The following is a 14731-nucleotide window of genomic DNA, read 5'->3' on the forward strand; positions in this document are numbered from 1 at the left end:
CCGTCTCCGGCAGGATCAATACTCCCGCGCGTCTGGACCGGAAGCGTGCCGGTGCTCGGACACCGCTGAACGGGCGTTGTTTTTCCTCGTATTTCAGCAGTCGTTAATTTATTAATTGACCAGGAACAATTACACAGGGAATAGGGTTTTTTACACTGCGCCCTAAACCCCTCCAAACGGTAAGCGTCATGAAATTCCCCGTTGTATTTCGTAGCATCCTGTTGTCCCTCGCCCTGGTCCTGCCTGCATCCGTCGCCCTCGCCGACGCGTACGAGGCGAACCTTCCGGATGAACTCGGCACTTCGCCCAGGATGTGCGACTACGTGCCCTGTGCGGAAGTCCTGCCGGGCGCGACGTCCTTCTCGGAACGCAAGGGACAGCCGCCGTACGTCGAGGGTTACGCTGAAGAAAACGGCCAGAAACGCAAGATCGGCTACGTGATGCTGTCGACCGACATCACCGATACCCCCGCGTACTCCGGCAAACCGGTCGTCACGCTGATCGGCATGGACACCGCGGGCCGCTTTACCGGCGTGAAGGTGCTGAAGCATTCCGAACCGATCCTCCTGCTCGGGATTCCGGAATCGGCCCTGATCGGCTTCAACCAGCAATATCTCGGCAAGTTCGTCGGCGACAACATCGAGATCGGCCAGTCCCGTCCAGAGGAAAACCTCATCGGCCTCGACGCGATCTCCGGCGCGACGGTCACCGTGATCGCACAGAACCAGGTGATGATGACCTCCGGCACGAACATTGCCCGCCAGGTCGGCATCCTCAAGCCAACATTACGCGAACCGGCCAAATTCATCGAAACCGGCGTCAAGCCCGACTGGGCGAAGCTGGTGAACGAAGGCAGCGTCCAGCGCCTCGTCGTGACTCCGGAACAGGTCGGACTGCCGCGCAGCGGCAAGCCGTTCATCGATCTGTGGTTCGGCTATCTCAACCAGCCGGACGTCGGCCGCACCGTTCTCGGCGACGGCCCGTGGCGCAGCCTGATGAGCCGCCTGAAGGAAGGCGAGCACGCGCTGTTCGTGATTCGTACCGGAGGGATCGAATCCTTCAAGGGCTCGGGTTTCGTCCGGGGCGGCATCTACGATCGCGTCCAGGTCCGCCAGGGCGCGGACTCCTTCACGTTCCGTGACCTCGACGCCGTCAATCTTTACGGTCTCGAAGCTGCCGGCGCGCCGGCATTCAACGAGTCGTCGATTTTCATCGTCCGCTCGAAAGCTTTCTCCGCAGCCTACCCGTGGAAATTCGTGTTCCTCGGTAATCGCGTCGACCGTGCGACCGGTACGCGCAGCTTTGTGAACTTCGACTCCGAATACTGGCTGCCGGAAATTTACCTCGAAGGCGGCCGCCCGGAAGTCATCAAGCCCGATGCGCCGTGGGTCCGTGTATGGAAGGCGCGCGCTATCGAAATCGGCCTGTTTGCGGCGCTGCTGGTCGCCGTCGGCACGCTCTACGGGTTCCGCGACCGCCTCACCCGGCGTGCCAGCCGCACCAACAAGTGGCCGGTCAACATCTTCAAGTACAGCGCCTGGCTCATCAGCATCGGCTTTGTCGGATTCGGTCTGCTTGCGCAGCCGTCGATCACGCAGGTGCTGACATGGTTCCACGCCCTGCTGTTCCAATGGACGTGGGAATTGTTCCTCACCGATCCGTTCATCTTCCTGTTCTGGATCTTCATCATCGTGACCGTGTTCATCTGGGGGCGCGGGTTGTTCTGTGGCTGGCTGTGTCCGTTCGGTTCGCTGTCGGAATTGCTGTACAAGGTCGGCGGCGCGGTGGGGCTCAAGCGCTTCCAGTTCCAGTTGTCGAGGAAGTGGCATGACCGCCTGAAGTGGGTGAAGTACGGAGTGTTTTTCGGCCTGCTCGCCGTGTCCTTCTTCTCGATGGGGCTCGCCGAGAAGCTCGCCGAAATCGAACCGTTCAAGACGACTTTCCTCGTAGGAATGTTCAACCGCAGTTGGCCCTACACGCTCTTCGCGGCCGGCCTGCTCGGTCTGTCGATCTTCACCGAGCGCCCTTTCTGCAAGTACCTGTGCCCGCTCGGCGCATCGCTCGCGATGCCGTCGACGTTCCGCTGGTTCGGCCTCGAGCGCAAGCAGGAATGCAGCAACTGCAAGGCCTGCGCGGTGGGCTGCGGTTCGCAGGCGATCGACGCGAATGGTCGCATCGATCACCGCGAATGCCTGCACTGCCTCGACTGCATGGTGCTCTATACGGATTGCCATGCGTGCCCGCCGCTGTCGCAGGAGCGCAAGCGCCGCACCAAGGCCGGCTTGCCGCTGACCCCGATCGGCGCCGACGGCTACTATATTCCGATCAAGCCGGTGTCCGCCGCCAAGGCGCAAGCGGCCTGACCGCTGCAAGATTTGGAGAGTCGAAATGATCAATCCGACAATGCCCACCGATCCCGCCAAGCCGCCTTACGCGGACCACCAAGGCGTGATCGGCCACCTTGCCGCAGAAATATGGGATCACCTCTGGCCGTGGAGCCGCGCCGGTTTTCAGCAGCAGCGTGCGGTCCAGGCCGCCGGCCTGGCCCTTGCGGTGGCCGCCAGCCTCGTCTGGATACTCGCGGCGATGGGCCAGCTTCACGCCGGTGCGGTCATCGGCTGGTGGTTCGGCTGGAGCGTGTTCGAGGTCGTCGTGCGCCTCGGCTCGAAACCGTACGTCAAGGAAGGCCCCTGGTGGGGGCGGCGTTACCGGGTCGCCAGCACCATGGACATGGTCTGTTATGTGGGCTTCAAGAACCTGTTGATCGGCGCGACGCTGTTCATCGCACTCAAATCGCTGGGACTACTGGTTCCGTAGGCACGCCTGACGATGGCTTGCTCGCTGCTTAAACTCGCGCTGTTGGCGTCCCTGCTCGTCTGTGGCGTGGCGCGCGCCGCAACGCTGAGCGTCATCCCCGGCCAGTCGATCCAGGCAGCGATCGAACGCGCCGCGCCGGGCGACGTCATCGAAATCGCGCGCGGGCATTACATCGAGAACCTGCTGATCGCGAAGACTCTGACGCTAAGCGGGATCGACCGTCCGACGGTCAGCGGCGGCATGAAGGGCGACACGATCCGCGTCACCGGCGAGGACGTCGTCATCGAGGGGCTGATCGTCCGCGACTCCGGAGACAACCTTGGCGGCCAGAACTCCGGCATTTACCTGCGCCCCGGCGCGCACCGGGCCACTGTGCGCAACTGCGAGCTCACATACAACCTCTTCGGCCTGTGGATCGAGAAGGCGAACGACGTGCGGATCGAGAACAACGTCATCACCGGAAAGCGCGACTACCAGTCCTCGCAGCGCGGCAACGGCATCCAGCTCTACAACACCACTGGCGCCCGCATCCTCGGCAACCAGATCAGCTTCGTACGCGACGCGATCTACGTCGATGTATCACATCGTGCAGTGTTCCGCGGCAACCGCCTGCACCACAGCCGCTATGGCACGCACTACATGAACTCCTACTACAACCTGTGGGAGGACAACGACGTCTATATGAATCGCGGCGGCCTCGCGCTGATGGAGGTGCGCAACCAGGAGGTGCGCAACAACCGGGCCTGGGCGAATTCCGATCATGGAATCATGTTGCGGACGATCCAGGATTCCATCGTCGAGAACAATGTCGTCGCCGGCAATCAGCGCGGCTTTTTCATCTATGACGCCGAGTACAACACCTTGCGCGGCAACCTCGTCGTCGACAACATCGTCGGCACCCACCTGTGGGCAGGTTCGAAGAACAACGTCGTCGAGCGCAACGATTTCATCGGCAACCGCGAGCAGGTCCGTTACGTCGCGGCGCGCGACGAATTGTGGGGCGTCAAGGACGGCAATTACTGGAGCAATTATCTTGGCTGGGACCGCAATGGCGACGGCCACGGCGACGTTCCCTACGAGGCCAACGACATGGTCGACCGCTTGTCGTGGCGGCACCCGATGATGAAACTTCTGCTCGCAAGCCCCGCGGTTCAGACGCTGCGGCTCGTCGGCCAGCAGTTCCCGCTGCTGCGCGCCCCGAGCATCGTCGACCCGAAGCCGCGCATGCGGCCAGAACACGAGAACTGGAGCAAATGGCGTGACAAGCACTACCCCGCCGCGCGCTGAGCGCAGCGCCGGCCCGGCCGCGATCGTCGCGGTGCGTGGCGCGACCAGGCATTACGGTGCAGTTCATGCCGTCGACGGCGTCGACCTCGACGTCGCACGCGGCGAACTGTTCGGGCTGATCGGGCACAATGGCGCGGGCAAGAGCACGCTGTTCAGGATGATGCTCGGACTGGTCCCCCTGACCTCCGGCGACATCCGCATCGACGGCGCGCCGGTGAGCGGCGGCGGCTTTCGCGCCGTGCGGCGCAAGATCGGCTATCTGCCGGAAAACGTCGTGCTCTACGACAACCTCACCGGCTTCGAGACGCTGCAGTTCTTCGCCCGCCTCAAGCGCGTGCCGGCAAACGAATGCGCACCGGTCCTCGAGCGCGTCGGCCTCACGCACGCGGCCAGGCGGCGCGTCCGGGAATACTCGAAGGGCATGCGCCAGCGGCTCGGCTTCGCGCAGGCGCTGCTCGGCCGGCCGCAGATCCTGTTCCTCGACGAGCCGACCAACGGACTCGATCCCGAAGCGATCCGCGAGTTCTACCTCATCCTGCGCGGCCTCAAAGCCGACGGCGTGACGATGATCCTGACCTCGCACATCCTCGCCGAGATCCAGGAGCGGGTCGATCGGCTGGCGATCATGGCGGCCGGCAAGGTCCAGGCGATCGGCACGGTGCAGGCGCTGCGCGAGAAGATGGACCTGCCGCTGTGGTTTCACGTGCGGCTGCCGCGAGCCGATTTCGAGCGCGTCCGCACGGTGCTGGGTCATCTGCCGGTCACCGCGGTCGAGGCACGCGACGATCACGTCGCGGTGCAATGCCGACGCGAAGCGAAGATGCTCGTGCTGCAGGCACTCGCGTCGCTCGGTGACAAGGTGCTCGACCTTCATGTCCACGAGCCCTCGCTCGAAGACGTGTTCTTCGGTTTTTCGGATTAATCATATGGAACTGCGACAGGTCGGCACGATCGCCGGCAAGGAATTCTGGGATCGCCTGCGCAACCGCTGGGTGCTCGCGGTGGCGCTCGTGTTCACGGTGTTCGCGCTGGTGATCGCGTATTTCGGCGGCGCGCAGCAGGGCGCGGTCGGGTTTCGTTCGATCGGGGTGACGATCGCGAGCCTCGTGAGCCTCGTGATCTACCTGATCCCGCTGATCGCGCTGGTGCTCGGCTTCGATGCGATTGTCGGCGAGCGCGAGCGCGGTTCGCTCGATCTGCTGCTGTCGATGCCGATCACCCGCTTCGAGTTGCTGCTCGGCAAATATCTCGGCCTCGCGGCGGCGCTCGCCTTCTCGACGATTGCCGGCTTCGGCCTTGTTGCCGTCGTGCTGTCGGCGCAACTCGACCTCCCCGCGCTGTTCCACTACTTCGGCTTCATGGCGAGCTCGGTGCTGCTCGGAATGGCTTTTCTGAGCATCGCAGTAATGCTGTCGGTGTTCGCTGCCGATCGTACCCACGCCTCCGGCCTCGCGATCGCGGCCTGGTTCTTCTTCGTGCTGGTGTTCGACCTGCTGCTGCTCGGCGCCCTGGTCGTGACGGGCGGCAGCTACGGCGGCGAGATTTTTCCGTACCTGCTGCTGCTCAACCCCGCCGACGTGTTCCGCATCCTCAACATCTTCACGCTCGACGACGTCCGCACGCTGTACGGGCTCGCCACCGTTTTTCCCCGCACGCTCGCAGAGCCCTGGCTGCTCGGCCTGGTGATGCTGGCATGGATCGTGACACCGCTCGCTGTCGCCACCTGGAGATTTCGCAAATGAACGCGCCAAGACGCCCGTCCGCCAATCCGCTACGCAGCTCGCTCGTACGCCACCTGCTCGTTGTTTGTTTCGCCGCGACGCTGCTCGCCGCGTGCGGGAAAACCAACGGGCCTGCCCCGCTCGTCCCGGTCGAGATCGACCGCAGCACCTCCTGCACGCTCGACGGCATGCTGCTCGCCGACTACCCGGGACCGAAAGCGCAGATTCACTACGCCGACCGCACCGAACCCGATTTCTTCTGCGACACGATGGAAATGTTCGCGATCTACTTCAAGCCGGAGCAGGTGAGGCAGGTGCGCGCACTGTTTGTCCAGGATATGGGCAAGGCCGAGTGGGCCGAGCCGCGCGACCACTGGATCGACGCGAAAGCCGCTTGGTATGTCCACGGCAGTTCGCGTCACGGTTCGATGGGACCGACGATCGCTTCGTTCGCGCTCGAAGGGGACGCGCAGAAATTCGCCGCAGAGCATGGCGGTAAGGTCCTCGCATTTGCCGACGTCACGCCTGCCATGGCAATACTGGACGGCGGCGTGCTCCATGACAAGAGTATGTGACCATGGCAAATTTCTATGACGACTTTGAGCCTGAAGACGCGATCCAGCTCGAACAGCTCTCGCGCCTGATCTACGAATTGCGCGAGAATCGCGACGCCATCCTGAAAGGCTACGGCGTGGCCGACGAGATCGCGCTGCTCGAGCAGATCTACACCGGCGCGGTTCCGGAACATCCCGCCTACGAACACTACCTCAGTGCGCGCATCCTCTCCGACACCCGCGAGACGGTACGCGCGATGCTTGCCGAATGCCTGAAGGAGGTCGGCCGCAAATGAGCCTGCACATCGAACTCGCGGCAGCCATCGAAAAGGACTTCGGGGAACGGCTCGCAGTACCCGTCGAGCAGAAACAGGATGCGCTGATCGCGACCCTCGAAAACGGCGTCACGCTGATCATCCGTTACGCCGCGCCCGACGCCTATTCGCTGCGCTGGACATACGGCGACGCCGAAGCCGGTATCGACACCGCCCCGCTGCACCGCGACCTTGCAAGTTTTCCGCACCACCTCCACGACACCGGCGGTCAGGTGCACGCCGATCCGGTGACGCGTCCCGACCGGGCTCCCGCCGATAACGTCGCTGAACTGATCCATGCGCTGCTCGACAATCCCATGCTGGGAATCGAGGGCGAAGCCTGAGCGGTGCGCCTGCCTGCGGGCGCATCCCGCTGCTGCAGCCAAAAAACAGGGGCGATTGGATCGCCCCTCATTTGCTGCCGACCGTCACACAGAGCGGGACGGCCGTGCTTCCTCGTCGAACTCAGCTCGACTTTCCAACCATGTAATCGACGGCTGCCTTGACTTCCTCGTCGGTCAGCGAAGCACCGCCGCCACGCGGAGGCATCATGCCTTTCGAGCCAGTGAAGCCTTCGATCGCGTGCTTGTAAAGGGTGTCCTTGCCTTGGGCGATACGCGGGCCCCAGTCGGCCTTGTCGCCCGGCTTCGGTGCGCCGGCCACGCCTGCTGCATGGCACAGCGAACACGTCTTGTTATAGACGCTGGCGCCGTTTGCCGCCGACGCGGCGGGTGCGGCCGGGGCTGCTGCGGGCGCTTCGGAAGCAGCCGGTGCTGCAGGAGCCGCCGGAGCTTCCGATGCGGGCGGAGTCGCTGGCGCCTCGGGTGCGGCAGGGGCGGGGGCGGAGTCGTCGGGGGGCTGCAGGAACGTCGCTTTCCTTTTGTCCGCAGGCGGACAAAAGGGCAGCGAGCGATGCTGCAAGAATGACTGTGGATTTTCTCATTATAATCTCCTGTTATATGGGGATGGATATTTGCATTGCCCCGAATGAAAACCAATGATCCTATCGTGTACGCATACGATCCAGGTTGATGTAAATCAAGTCAAAAATTCTATTCAACGATCAGCCGGGGCCTCGTCAACCCTACAACTTTTCCAATCCGCTCGCGCAATTGATGTGTATCGTGGAGTGAAAGGCGCGTGGGACCGAAATTGATCCCGAACCGTTGTGAGCCTCCCGGATGAATGCCAGCCCGCAACCGCAGCATATCCGTCCCGTGCAAATTGCCACGGCCGTGGGTGAGGGTTTGCGCGTATTCCTGTCGGCGCCGCTGATCAGCGTCGTGTACGCCGGAATTTTCATGCTTGCGGGCCTCGGTCTGTTGGGTGCGCTGGCGAGCCTCGGGTTCGGCCCCATGGGGCTACCGCTTATTGGCGGATTCATGCTCATCGCCCCAGGCCTGCTCGCCGGATTTTTTGCGATTTCACGGGTGCGCCGCAGCGGCGGGAAGCCGGGGATTCGAGACGTCGTCGCCGGGTTTGTGAACACCCCGCGGGATCTTTGGGGCTTGATGCTGGTTTGCGGCTTCGTGTTCGTGATCTGGATGACCGACGCCGGCATCCTGTACAGTTTCATGGTCGGTGACAACAGTTCCGGCTGGAGTTTGCTTCTTCCGCTGTCCGGCACTGTGCTGCGGTTTCATCTCGGGGTGTCGATCGCAGGAGGATTTTTCGCGCTGATCGTGTTTTTTGTCACCGCGTACGCGGTACCACTGCTGATCGAGCGCCGGGCCGGCCTCGTCGTTGCGGTGAATGCGAGCGTTCGTGCGGTTTTCCACAGCTTTTTTACCAACATGCTATGGGCGTTGATCCTTGCAGCGACGGTCATGCTGTCGATCGCGATGCCCCTGCTCCTGCCGGTAGCCCTTCCCGTGATGGCTTACGCCAGCGAGTCGATCTACCGCCAGGTCTTCCCGACCGCGACGCCGACGCCCTCCTGATCACCCTCGCCCCCTCACCTGCGCGCAGCCCACGCGGAGCCTCAAGCCCTGCTCCGTTTTCGTCCGCGCAGCACACTCGCGACCATCGTCACGATGAACAGCAGCAACGCCAAGCCATTCAGCACCGCCCCCAGTTGTCGCAGCGCGTACCACTCCCCGGCGCTCCCCGCGATGCGGGCCGCGAGCGATATGTGCAGCGCCGCAAGCGGCAAGTAAAACACCGGGTGATACGGAAGCTTTACCCTCGCAATCGCGGGGAAAATGATCGGCGCGTGGCCGAACACCATCGCGAACACGAACCCGAGTGCGATCGCATGGAGTGCGGCGTCGCGCATTGTCGCGCCCGGCGCGAAACCGTTCCCCAGGCCCAACAGGGCTCCAGCGGTGAGCCACGCGTAACCCGACAGCAGACAGATCGCGATGAAGCGTGTCAGCCCCTTCTGGCGGGCATTGTGCCGCGCGATGTCGTAGCGCAGCAACCACGCGGCCAGGAAAAGCAGTCCGCCGGCAAAGATCGCCAGACCGGCCTCCTCGCGCCACAGCGACGTCGCGGCGCCGCCCAGGACGACCGCGACCGCGACGCTGAAAAGCGGAGCCGCCGCTGGCCGGGACGGCAGAAATCGCGTCAGCTCCAGGCGCTCGCCGGCAATCGTCAGCACCAGGAATCCGAGCCACCACGGCACTGCGGCCTGAATATTGTCTTCGATCAGCCAGACCAGGTTACCAGCCAGCCAGCATAAGGCCCCGATCGCCAGCACGACCGTAAACAGCACCGTTTGCCGCCGCATCACCTGAACGCTGCCGAGGACGAGTATCAGCGCAGCCGCAACGAAAAACGCCTGCGCAAGCAGTGTGGGCGCCCCGGCGAGAAGGACGAATCCGCCCGCCCCCGCACAAGCCGGTGCCAGGTAGGCCCACATCCTTGCCAAAGCGACCGCGCGCTCGAGGCTGATCACCGTGCCGAAGAAGGCGGCGATCATCAGCGGGCCGTGCAGGCCGGCCTGGGCCGCGGCAAAAACCGGCATGTCGAGCGCCAGCCGCGACAGCCCCGCCAGGACGCCTCCGACCAGCGAAAGCATTCCGAGCACGAGTAATGGAAGACGCGCGGGCGGGCGTAAATCCTGCATCATCGGGGACCTGATTGATTTTTTTGAGCGGGGCCCGGAGCGCGCCGGCATGCCGGGCCGGGAAGGCAAGCCTGCGCTTCGCCTTCCGCCTGCAAGATATCTACTACACAATCCTCCGGGAAATGCTCACTTTTCCCAGCCGAAATGCTCGCGTGCTTCGGCATTCATCATGCCTGGATTCCACGGCGGATCCCACACCATTTTTACGACCACCCGCAGGTTTTCCGGCAACGAGGCATCGAGAACGGCATCGATGTCGTCCATGATCATGTCTCCCATCGGGCACGCGGGTGAAGTCATCGTCATTTCGATGAGCACTTCTTCGGCCGTCACGTCGATGCGGTAGACGAGCCCGAGATCGACGATATTGACCCCGACTTCAGGGTCGATGACACGGCGCAGCAGTGTGCGCACGGATTCGACATCGGGAAGAGACGCAGGAATTGTCATCGCAGGAGTTGTCATCGTAATCACGCCAACATTTCAAGGTACATTATTAGCGCATTTTTCGAGACGCGGTGGAACGTGTCAATGGCTTTGCGTCACCCTGCTTGATGAATTTACTGTCGAAGAGAGGGGGGCTTGCGCCGGTTTTCTCCGTTCCGGCGTATCCTCGGCGAAGCCGTCAGTTGGCCCTGAGGAGGCGATCGCCTCTGCAACCCGGCTAGTACAGCTTGTATGTCGCCCTGCACGTTTCGTGCAGGTAAGCCAGGACGTGATCCTCATCGTCCTCGTTCAGCTCGACGCGAGCTTCCGGACCCAGGTCTTCGGCCCACAGGTGCCGGGCGTCGGACTGGTACTGGAACGGGACCACGCGATGGATGAATTCGGCGACGGCCGCCTCGTCGAAGCCGGCGCTGCGAAAGTTTTCCACGATGCTGAGCGCATCCTTCTTGCGCAGGGCGGGACGGGGTTCCAGGCCGGTTGCGACCATCAGCAGGACGGTGCACATCACATCCGGGTGTTCCCCCTTGCCGCCCGTGATCTTCCGCCACGCGTCTTCCGTTTCCTGGTCGTGGTGCGTCAGCTCGTCGAGACCGCTGTTGGTGAAGAAGAAAACGCCTGCCAGCGCGCCGATATCTTCCCTGGGAATGAAATCCGCGGCGGGGTGCGTCCTGAGGGTCGGCAAGACGTTGCCGAGGAAGTTTTCACGCGCTTCACGCAGCGCGCCCTGGATCGTCGCTGGAGCTTCTTCGCTCCATTCGTCCAGGACCGGGCAGTCATGCTTCTTTTTCTTGCTGGCCAGTGCATGGAGTGCCATGAACTGGCCAGCGGAAAACAGCTTTTTTGGCTTCTTCTCGACGAAGAGCACCAACAATGCGCTGTTGATGACTGCTTCGCAGGACTCGTTCATCTGGAGTTCCTGGCGCGCCACGCCCAGCTTTCCGGCCAGCCAATAGCTCAACTCGTGCTGGGCCAGGATGCTCTCGCGGCGGTTCCGTTCCTCCTGGTAACGGGCATGAGTCATCGGCGCGTCGAGCGTCCACAAGGACAGCATCTGCTTTTCCACCTGGGGGACGGCGTGCGGGGGTTCCAGGATCAGGTCTTCCGGCAGGCGCAGCAGGACACGCAGCGCGTCGGCGCCGGCCTTCGACAGCGAGAGGAGACTTTTCTGGCGCAGCAGGTCGGCGGCCGGCCCGAGTTTTCCGCCGGATGTCGACTCGAGCGCCAGGCTAACCAGCGTCACCAGGCGAGTACGCGCTGCCTCGAGTTCGGGGCGAAGGTTGGCCGTGCCGAAAAAGCTGGCCAGCTGGACGACCCCCTTTGCGCCTTCACGCCTGATGGCGGCGAGGCGCTCACTGTCGATGAGACGCTGACTCAAGCCATAACGGAGCACCTGCTCGAAATAGGGGCGGGTATCGACGGTTGCGAGATCGGTATTGCTGGACATCGTGTCTGGCGCGCGAAGCGCGACGGCTTCGCGCTTCCCTGTCAAATGGCGGATTCTTCTTCGTCTTCCGGAATCTTCGGCACGCCCGGCTCCCCGGCCGGGAGCGGCGATGGCACATGAGCGGCTTCCAGTTCGCGACGACTGCGATCCTGGATTTCGATGATCAGCAATTCGAAGCTGTCCTGGAACTCGTGGCGAAGAATCCACGCCGTTTCCATCCAGTCGCCGTCGGCCACTTCGGAGCGCGGCATCGCCGGACGTGCGAGTTCCATCGAGTCGCCGGCTTCGAGCCCCTGCTCCATGTCGTCGAACTGCTCCGCGTCGAAAGTGTGCGTCCGTTTCGGCGCCATCGCCTTCTCGAGATCGAAGTCTTCTTCGAACCGGCCGTGGAAGGCGAAGTTCTGCAGCAGATCGTGGTAGTCGGTGAAGTAGTCGGCCAGCAGGCGAATGCCTTCATCGCGCTCGGTGAGGCATTCGAGGATCTCGGCGCAGGACGCCGGCGTCCGGTGCATCACGGCGTTCATCGTGTTGCGCAGGCGCGGCACGTATTTTTCGATCGGCTCGCCATATTTGCGTTCGAGCAGGATGGCGTCGACAAACTGTTCCGGACTGACCACCAGGTTGATCACCGACTCCTTGCTGGAGTCGAACTCGCGCATGATGGCCAGCAGATCCTTCGGTTCCATCTCGTCGAGGACGCTCACCAGCGCCTGGTCGCCTCCCGCTTCCGCGATGGCGACCAGTTGGGATTCCGCCTCGGCGATTTCGCCGGCGAGGATCAGGGCTTGGGTCTGGAGGACGACGGGGTGGGTCATGGTTCAGTGCTCAACGGTCAGGGGTATCGAAGCCTTGTTCGGCCATCCAGCTTTCGCCGGCCTTGCCAAGGTCTTCCGTATCGTCTTCATCTTCATCGTCGACGTGAAAGGTCGAGTCGGGCCTGCGGATGTCTTCGGTCAGCATCCACTCGAGCACCGCGGTCGTGGTGAGGAACGCTTCGCCATCGGCGTTGCGCAGGCACATTTCGATGAGCGGACGCGCCCAGGGTTCGATGTCCAGGGTCTTTTCCATTTCGGCCCAGCGGGGAAAGCGACCGAGCCCCGGAGTGCTGTTGGCCGCCCGGTCAAGAATCCTGCGGTCGTTGAACGTATAGGCCCCGTGCAGCGCCGGCGCGACCATCTCCGGCGCCTCCTCGATCATCGGCAACAGATCCTTCAGGCACTGGCGCTTTTCCTGCAGCCGCCTGGCGAGCACGTTCCTGTTTTCTGAATCGGTGCGCAGGTCATCCAGTTCGCTGTTGTAGCGCTCGGAAAGATCCTCGAAATAAAACGACGTCATGTAATCACTTTCTCGATATATGCGTTCCACAGCGAGGCCGCTTCCTGCAGTGGGTCGTCGATCAGGTTGCGACGCCGCAGCGCATCGTATTCGCGACGCCTGGCCTCGTCCCCCAGCAATTCGTAAGCCATCTGCACTTCCCGAAACCGCGCCGCAGCGTCGGCCGAGGGATTTTTGTCGGGATGGTACAGACGGGCAGCCTTCCGGTAGGCCGATTTGATTTCATCAAGAGATGCAACAGGCGAAATATCAAGGACTTCGTAGGGATCTCTCATTTTACGATTATTAATCAGCCGGGTTTATGGCCGTCAGTATAACAACGAACTATCGTGTTTTTGCGACTCGAGGGCCGTGGCATGAAGTGCTCTTACAGAACGCTAAAACTCAGCATCGCAATCAAAGTCGGCGGCAACGCGGCCAACAGCAGACTGAGCGGGTTGACCGCTTCGTCATCGAGGTGCCCCTTGAGAATCGCGACGCCTGCGGGATTGGGCGCGTTGGCGATGACGGTGAGTCCGCCCCCCGATACTGCGCCCGCGACCAGGGCGTACTTGAACTCATCGGACAAGCCTTCGACCAGGGAGCCGAGGTACGTCAGGGCGGCATTGTCGGTGAATGCCGTCAGCGCGGTTGCGCCGAAGAATACCGCCTCGCTGCTCATGCTCATCAGCACCGGCTGCAGCCACCATTGCTGCTGCCCGCCTAACACCACCAAGCCGGCCAGGAAGAAGGCAACCAGCAGTCCTTCGCGCAGGATCAGGGGATTCTGATGATGCTGGTAGGCGCTGGCCACGCCGAGAAAGAACAGGAACAGGCCCATGAAGATCGCGGGATGGTGGGCGAATACGACGACCCCGGCCAGGAAACCCAGATGAACGACGACCAGCGCCGGCGGCACCGGAACCGCGCCCTTGCTGCCGCCAGCCAAGGGTAGATTGGCCAGTTCCTTGCGAAACAGCAGGGCGACGCCGATGGCGTTGACCACGACCGCGATCGCGGCTTTCCAGCCAAACGTCGCCAGCATGAAACTGATGTCCCAGCCCCATTTGCCCGCAACCATCAGCACCGGCGGCGCAGCGAAAGGAGTCAGCGTGCCGCCGATCGAGACATTCACGAACAGCACGCCCAGCGTGGCGTATTTCAGCCGCGACGAGATGCCGCGCGAAAAGAAGCCGTTGACCAGGATCAGGGCGGCCAGAGTCATCGCAGCCGGCTCGGTGATGAACGAGCCGAGCAGCGGCACCACCGCCATTACCGTCAAGTAATAGCCCAGGCTGCCTGGCAAGGGCAGTGCGCGTGCGATCAGGCTCGTGGCGCTCATCGCCGTCTGCAGGATCGGGCGCGTGGCGGCGATCACCATGATGGCGAACACGAACAAAGGCTCGGTGAAGTTGCGCGAGTCGACGTACTCGATGGCGATCGACGAGCCTTCGATCGCGAACATGCTTAAAACCAGGATCAGCGCCCAGAAGCCGAATACCGCTTCGATCTCGCCCAACAAATGCCAGATGCCCGCATGTGTCGGCCGCGTGTGGGCGAGGCGCTCGAAGATTCGGGTCGAGAAGGTGTGCAGGATCGCCACCGCGAACAAGGCAGTGGCGACGAACTGAATGAGCGTGGGTGCGTTCATGGGGATCGTAGAAAAGCCGCGTGGCGGCCCGACCATCGCATCAACCTGCCACGCTTGATTGCGTGAGCACCCGGCCCGAGTCTAACGCAAACTTGTTGATCTCGAAACGGCACCC

Annotated in this window: 17 protein-coding genes; 9 read left to right on the forward strand and 8 right to left on the reverse strand. The window is 62.7% G+C overall.

What is annotated here, in order from left to right; all coding sequences use genetic code 11:
* The first annotated feature begins 188 nt into the window (after window positions 1-188).
* The 8 genes from GO606_RS13020 to GO606_RS13055 are packed head-to-tail and all read left to right on the forward strand — an operon-like array spanning window position 189 to window position 7037.
* On the forward strand, window positions 189-2363 hold the full coding sequence (locus tag GO606_RS13020; protein ID WP_169120369.1) for a NosR/NirI family protein: 2175 nt from the start codon (window positions 189-191) through the stop codon (window positions 2361-2363).
* Window positions 2364-2388: 25 nt separating this feature from the next.
* Complete coding sequence (locus GO606_RS13025) at window positions 2389-2817, forward strand: transcription regulator (RefSeq protein WP_169120371.1); 429 nt, start codon at window positions 2389-2391, stop codon at window positions 2815-2817.
* Between the two features lie 12 nt (window positions 2818-2829).
* The gene (locus GO606_RS13030) at window positions 2830-4104 is read left to right on the forward strand and encodes a nitrous oxide reductase family maturation protein NosD (protein ID WP_169120373.1); all 1275 of its coding nucleotides are present in this window, start codon (window positions 2830-2832) and stop codon (window positions 4102-4104) included.
* The gene (locus tag GO606_RS13035; protein ID WP_425532210.1) at window positions 4076-5026 is read left to right on the forward strand and encodes an ABC transporter ATP-binding protein; all 951 of its coding nucleotides are present in this window, start codon (window positions 4076-4078) and stop codon (window positions 5024-5026) included. The genes GO606_RS13030 and GO606_RS13035 overlap by 29 nt, the downstream gene beginning before the upstream one ends.
* 4 nt (window positions 5027-5030) lie before the next feature.
* Window positions 5031-5846, forward strand: a complete 816-nt coding sequence (locus GO606_RS13040) for an ABC transporter permease (RefSeq protein WP_169120375.1) — start codon at window positions 5031-5033, stop codon at window positions 5844-5846.
* On the forward strand, window positions 5843-6400 hold the full coding sequence (locus GO606_RS13045; protein ID WP_169120377.1) for a nitrous oxide reductase accessory protein NosL: 558 nt from the start codon (window positions 5843-5845) through the stop codon (window positions 6398-6400). Before GO606_RS13040 ends, GO606_RS13045 begins: the two co-directional genes overlap by 4 nt.
* Before the next feature lie 2 nt (window positions 6401-6402).
* The gene (locus GO606_RS13050; protein WP_169120378.1) at window positions 6403-6675 is read left to right on the forward strand and encodes a hypothetical protein; all 273 of its coding nucleotides are present in this window, start codon (window positions 6403-6405) and stop codon (window positions 6673-6675) included.
* Window positions 6672-7037, forward strand: coding sequence for a toxin-antitoxin system TumE family protein (locus tag GO606_RS13055; protein ID WP_169120379.1), 366 nt, complete (start codon window positions 6672-6674; stop codon window positions 7035-7037). Before GO606_RS13050 ends, GO606_RS13055 begins: the two co-directional genes overlap by 4 nt.
* Before the next feature lie 121 nt (window positions 7038-7158).
* Here GO606_RS13055 and GO606_RS22135 read toward each other — a convergent pair whose 3' ends face one another.
* The gene (locus tag GO606_RS22135) at window positions 7159-7356 is read right to left on the reverse strand and encodes a c-type cytochrome (RefSeq protein WP_425532211.1); all 198 of its coding nucleotides are present in this window, start codon (window positions 7354-7356) and stop codon (window positions 7159-7161) included.
* A gap of 518 nt (window positions 7357-7874) precedes the next feature.
* Here GO606_RS22135 and GO606_RS13065 point away from each other — a divergent pair.
* Window positions 7875-8633 carry a DUF2189 domain-containing protein gene (locus GO606_RS13065; RefSeq protein ID WP_169119947.1) on the forward strand — a complete coding sequence of 253 codons (759 nt, stop codon included), beginning with the start codon at window positions 7875-7877 and terminating at the stop codon, window positions 8631-8633.
* Window positions 8634-8674: 41 nt separating this feature from the next.
* Here the strand turns inward: GO606_RS13065 and GO606_RS13070 are convergent, their stop codons facing one another.
* The 7 genes from GO606_RS13070 to GO606_RS13100 form a co-directional block, all read right to left on the reverse strand.
* On the reverse strand, window positions 8675-9760 hold the full coding sequence (locus GO606_RS13070; protein ID WP_169119967.1) for a hypothetical protein: 1086 nt from the start codon (window positions 9758-9760) through the stop codon (window positions 8675-8677).
* 126 nt (window positions 9761-9886) lie between these two features.
* Window positions 9887-10210, reverse strand: a complete 324-nt coding sequence (locus GO606_RS13075) for a metal-sulfur cluster assembly factor (protein ID WP_169119948.1) — start codon at window positions 10208-10210, stop codon at window positions 9887-9889.
* Window positions 10211-10424: 214 nt separating this feature from the next.
* Entirely contained in the window at window positions 10425-11651 is a 1227-nt protein-coding gene (locus GO606_RS13080) for a hypothetical protein (RefSeq protein ID WP_169119949.1), read from the reverse strand.
* 41 nt (window positions 11652-11692) lie between these two features.
* Window positions 11693-12466, reverse strand: a complete 774-nt coding sequence (locus tag GO606_RS13085; protein ID WP_169119950.1) for a hypothetical protein — start codon at window positions 12464-12466, stop codon at window positions 11693-11695.
* 10 nt (window positions 12467-12476) lie between these two features.
* Window positions 12477-12986, reverse strand: coding sequence for a hypothetical protein (locus GO606_RS13090; protein WP_169119951.1), 510 nt, complete (start codon window positions 12984-12986; stop codon window positions 12477-12479).
* Window positions 12983-13261 carry a DnaJ domain-containing protein gene (locus tag GO606_RS13095; RefSeq protein WP_169119952.1) on the reverse strand — a complete coding sequence of 93 codons (279 nt, stop codon included), beginning with the start codon at window positions 13259-13261 and terminating at the stop codon, window positions 12983-12985. Before GO606_RS13095 ends, GO606_RS13090 begins: the two co-directional genes overlap by 4 nt.
* Window positions 13262-13353: 92 nt before the next feature.
* Window positions 13354-14616 (reverse strand): putative Na+/H+ antiporter, encoded by a 1263-nt coding sequence (locus GO606_RS13100; RefSeq protein WP_169119953.1) that lies wholly within the window; start codon window positions 14614-14616, stop codon window positions 13354-13356.
* Between the last annotated feature and the right edge of the window lie 115 nt (window positions 14617-14731).

Origin of the sequence: Aromatoleum anaerobium (genome assembly GCF_012910705.2) — a bacterium.
GTDB classification, from domain to species: Bacteria; Pseudomonadota; Gammaproteobacteria; order Burkholderiales; family Rhodocyclaceae; genus Aromatoleum; species Aromatoleum anaerobium.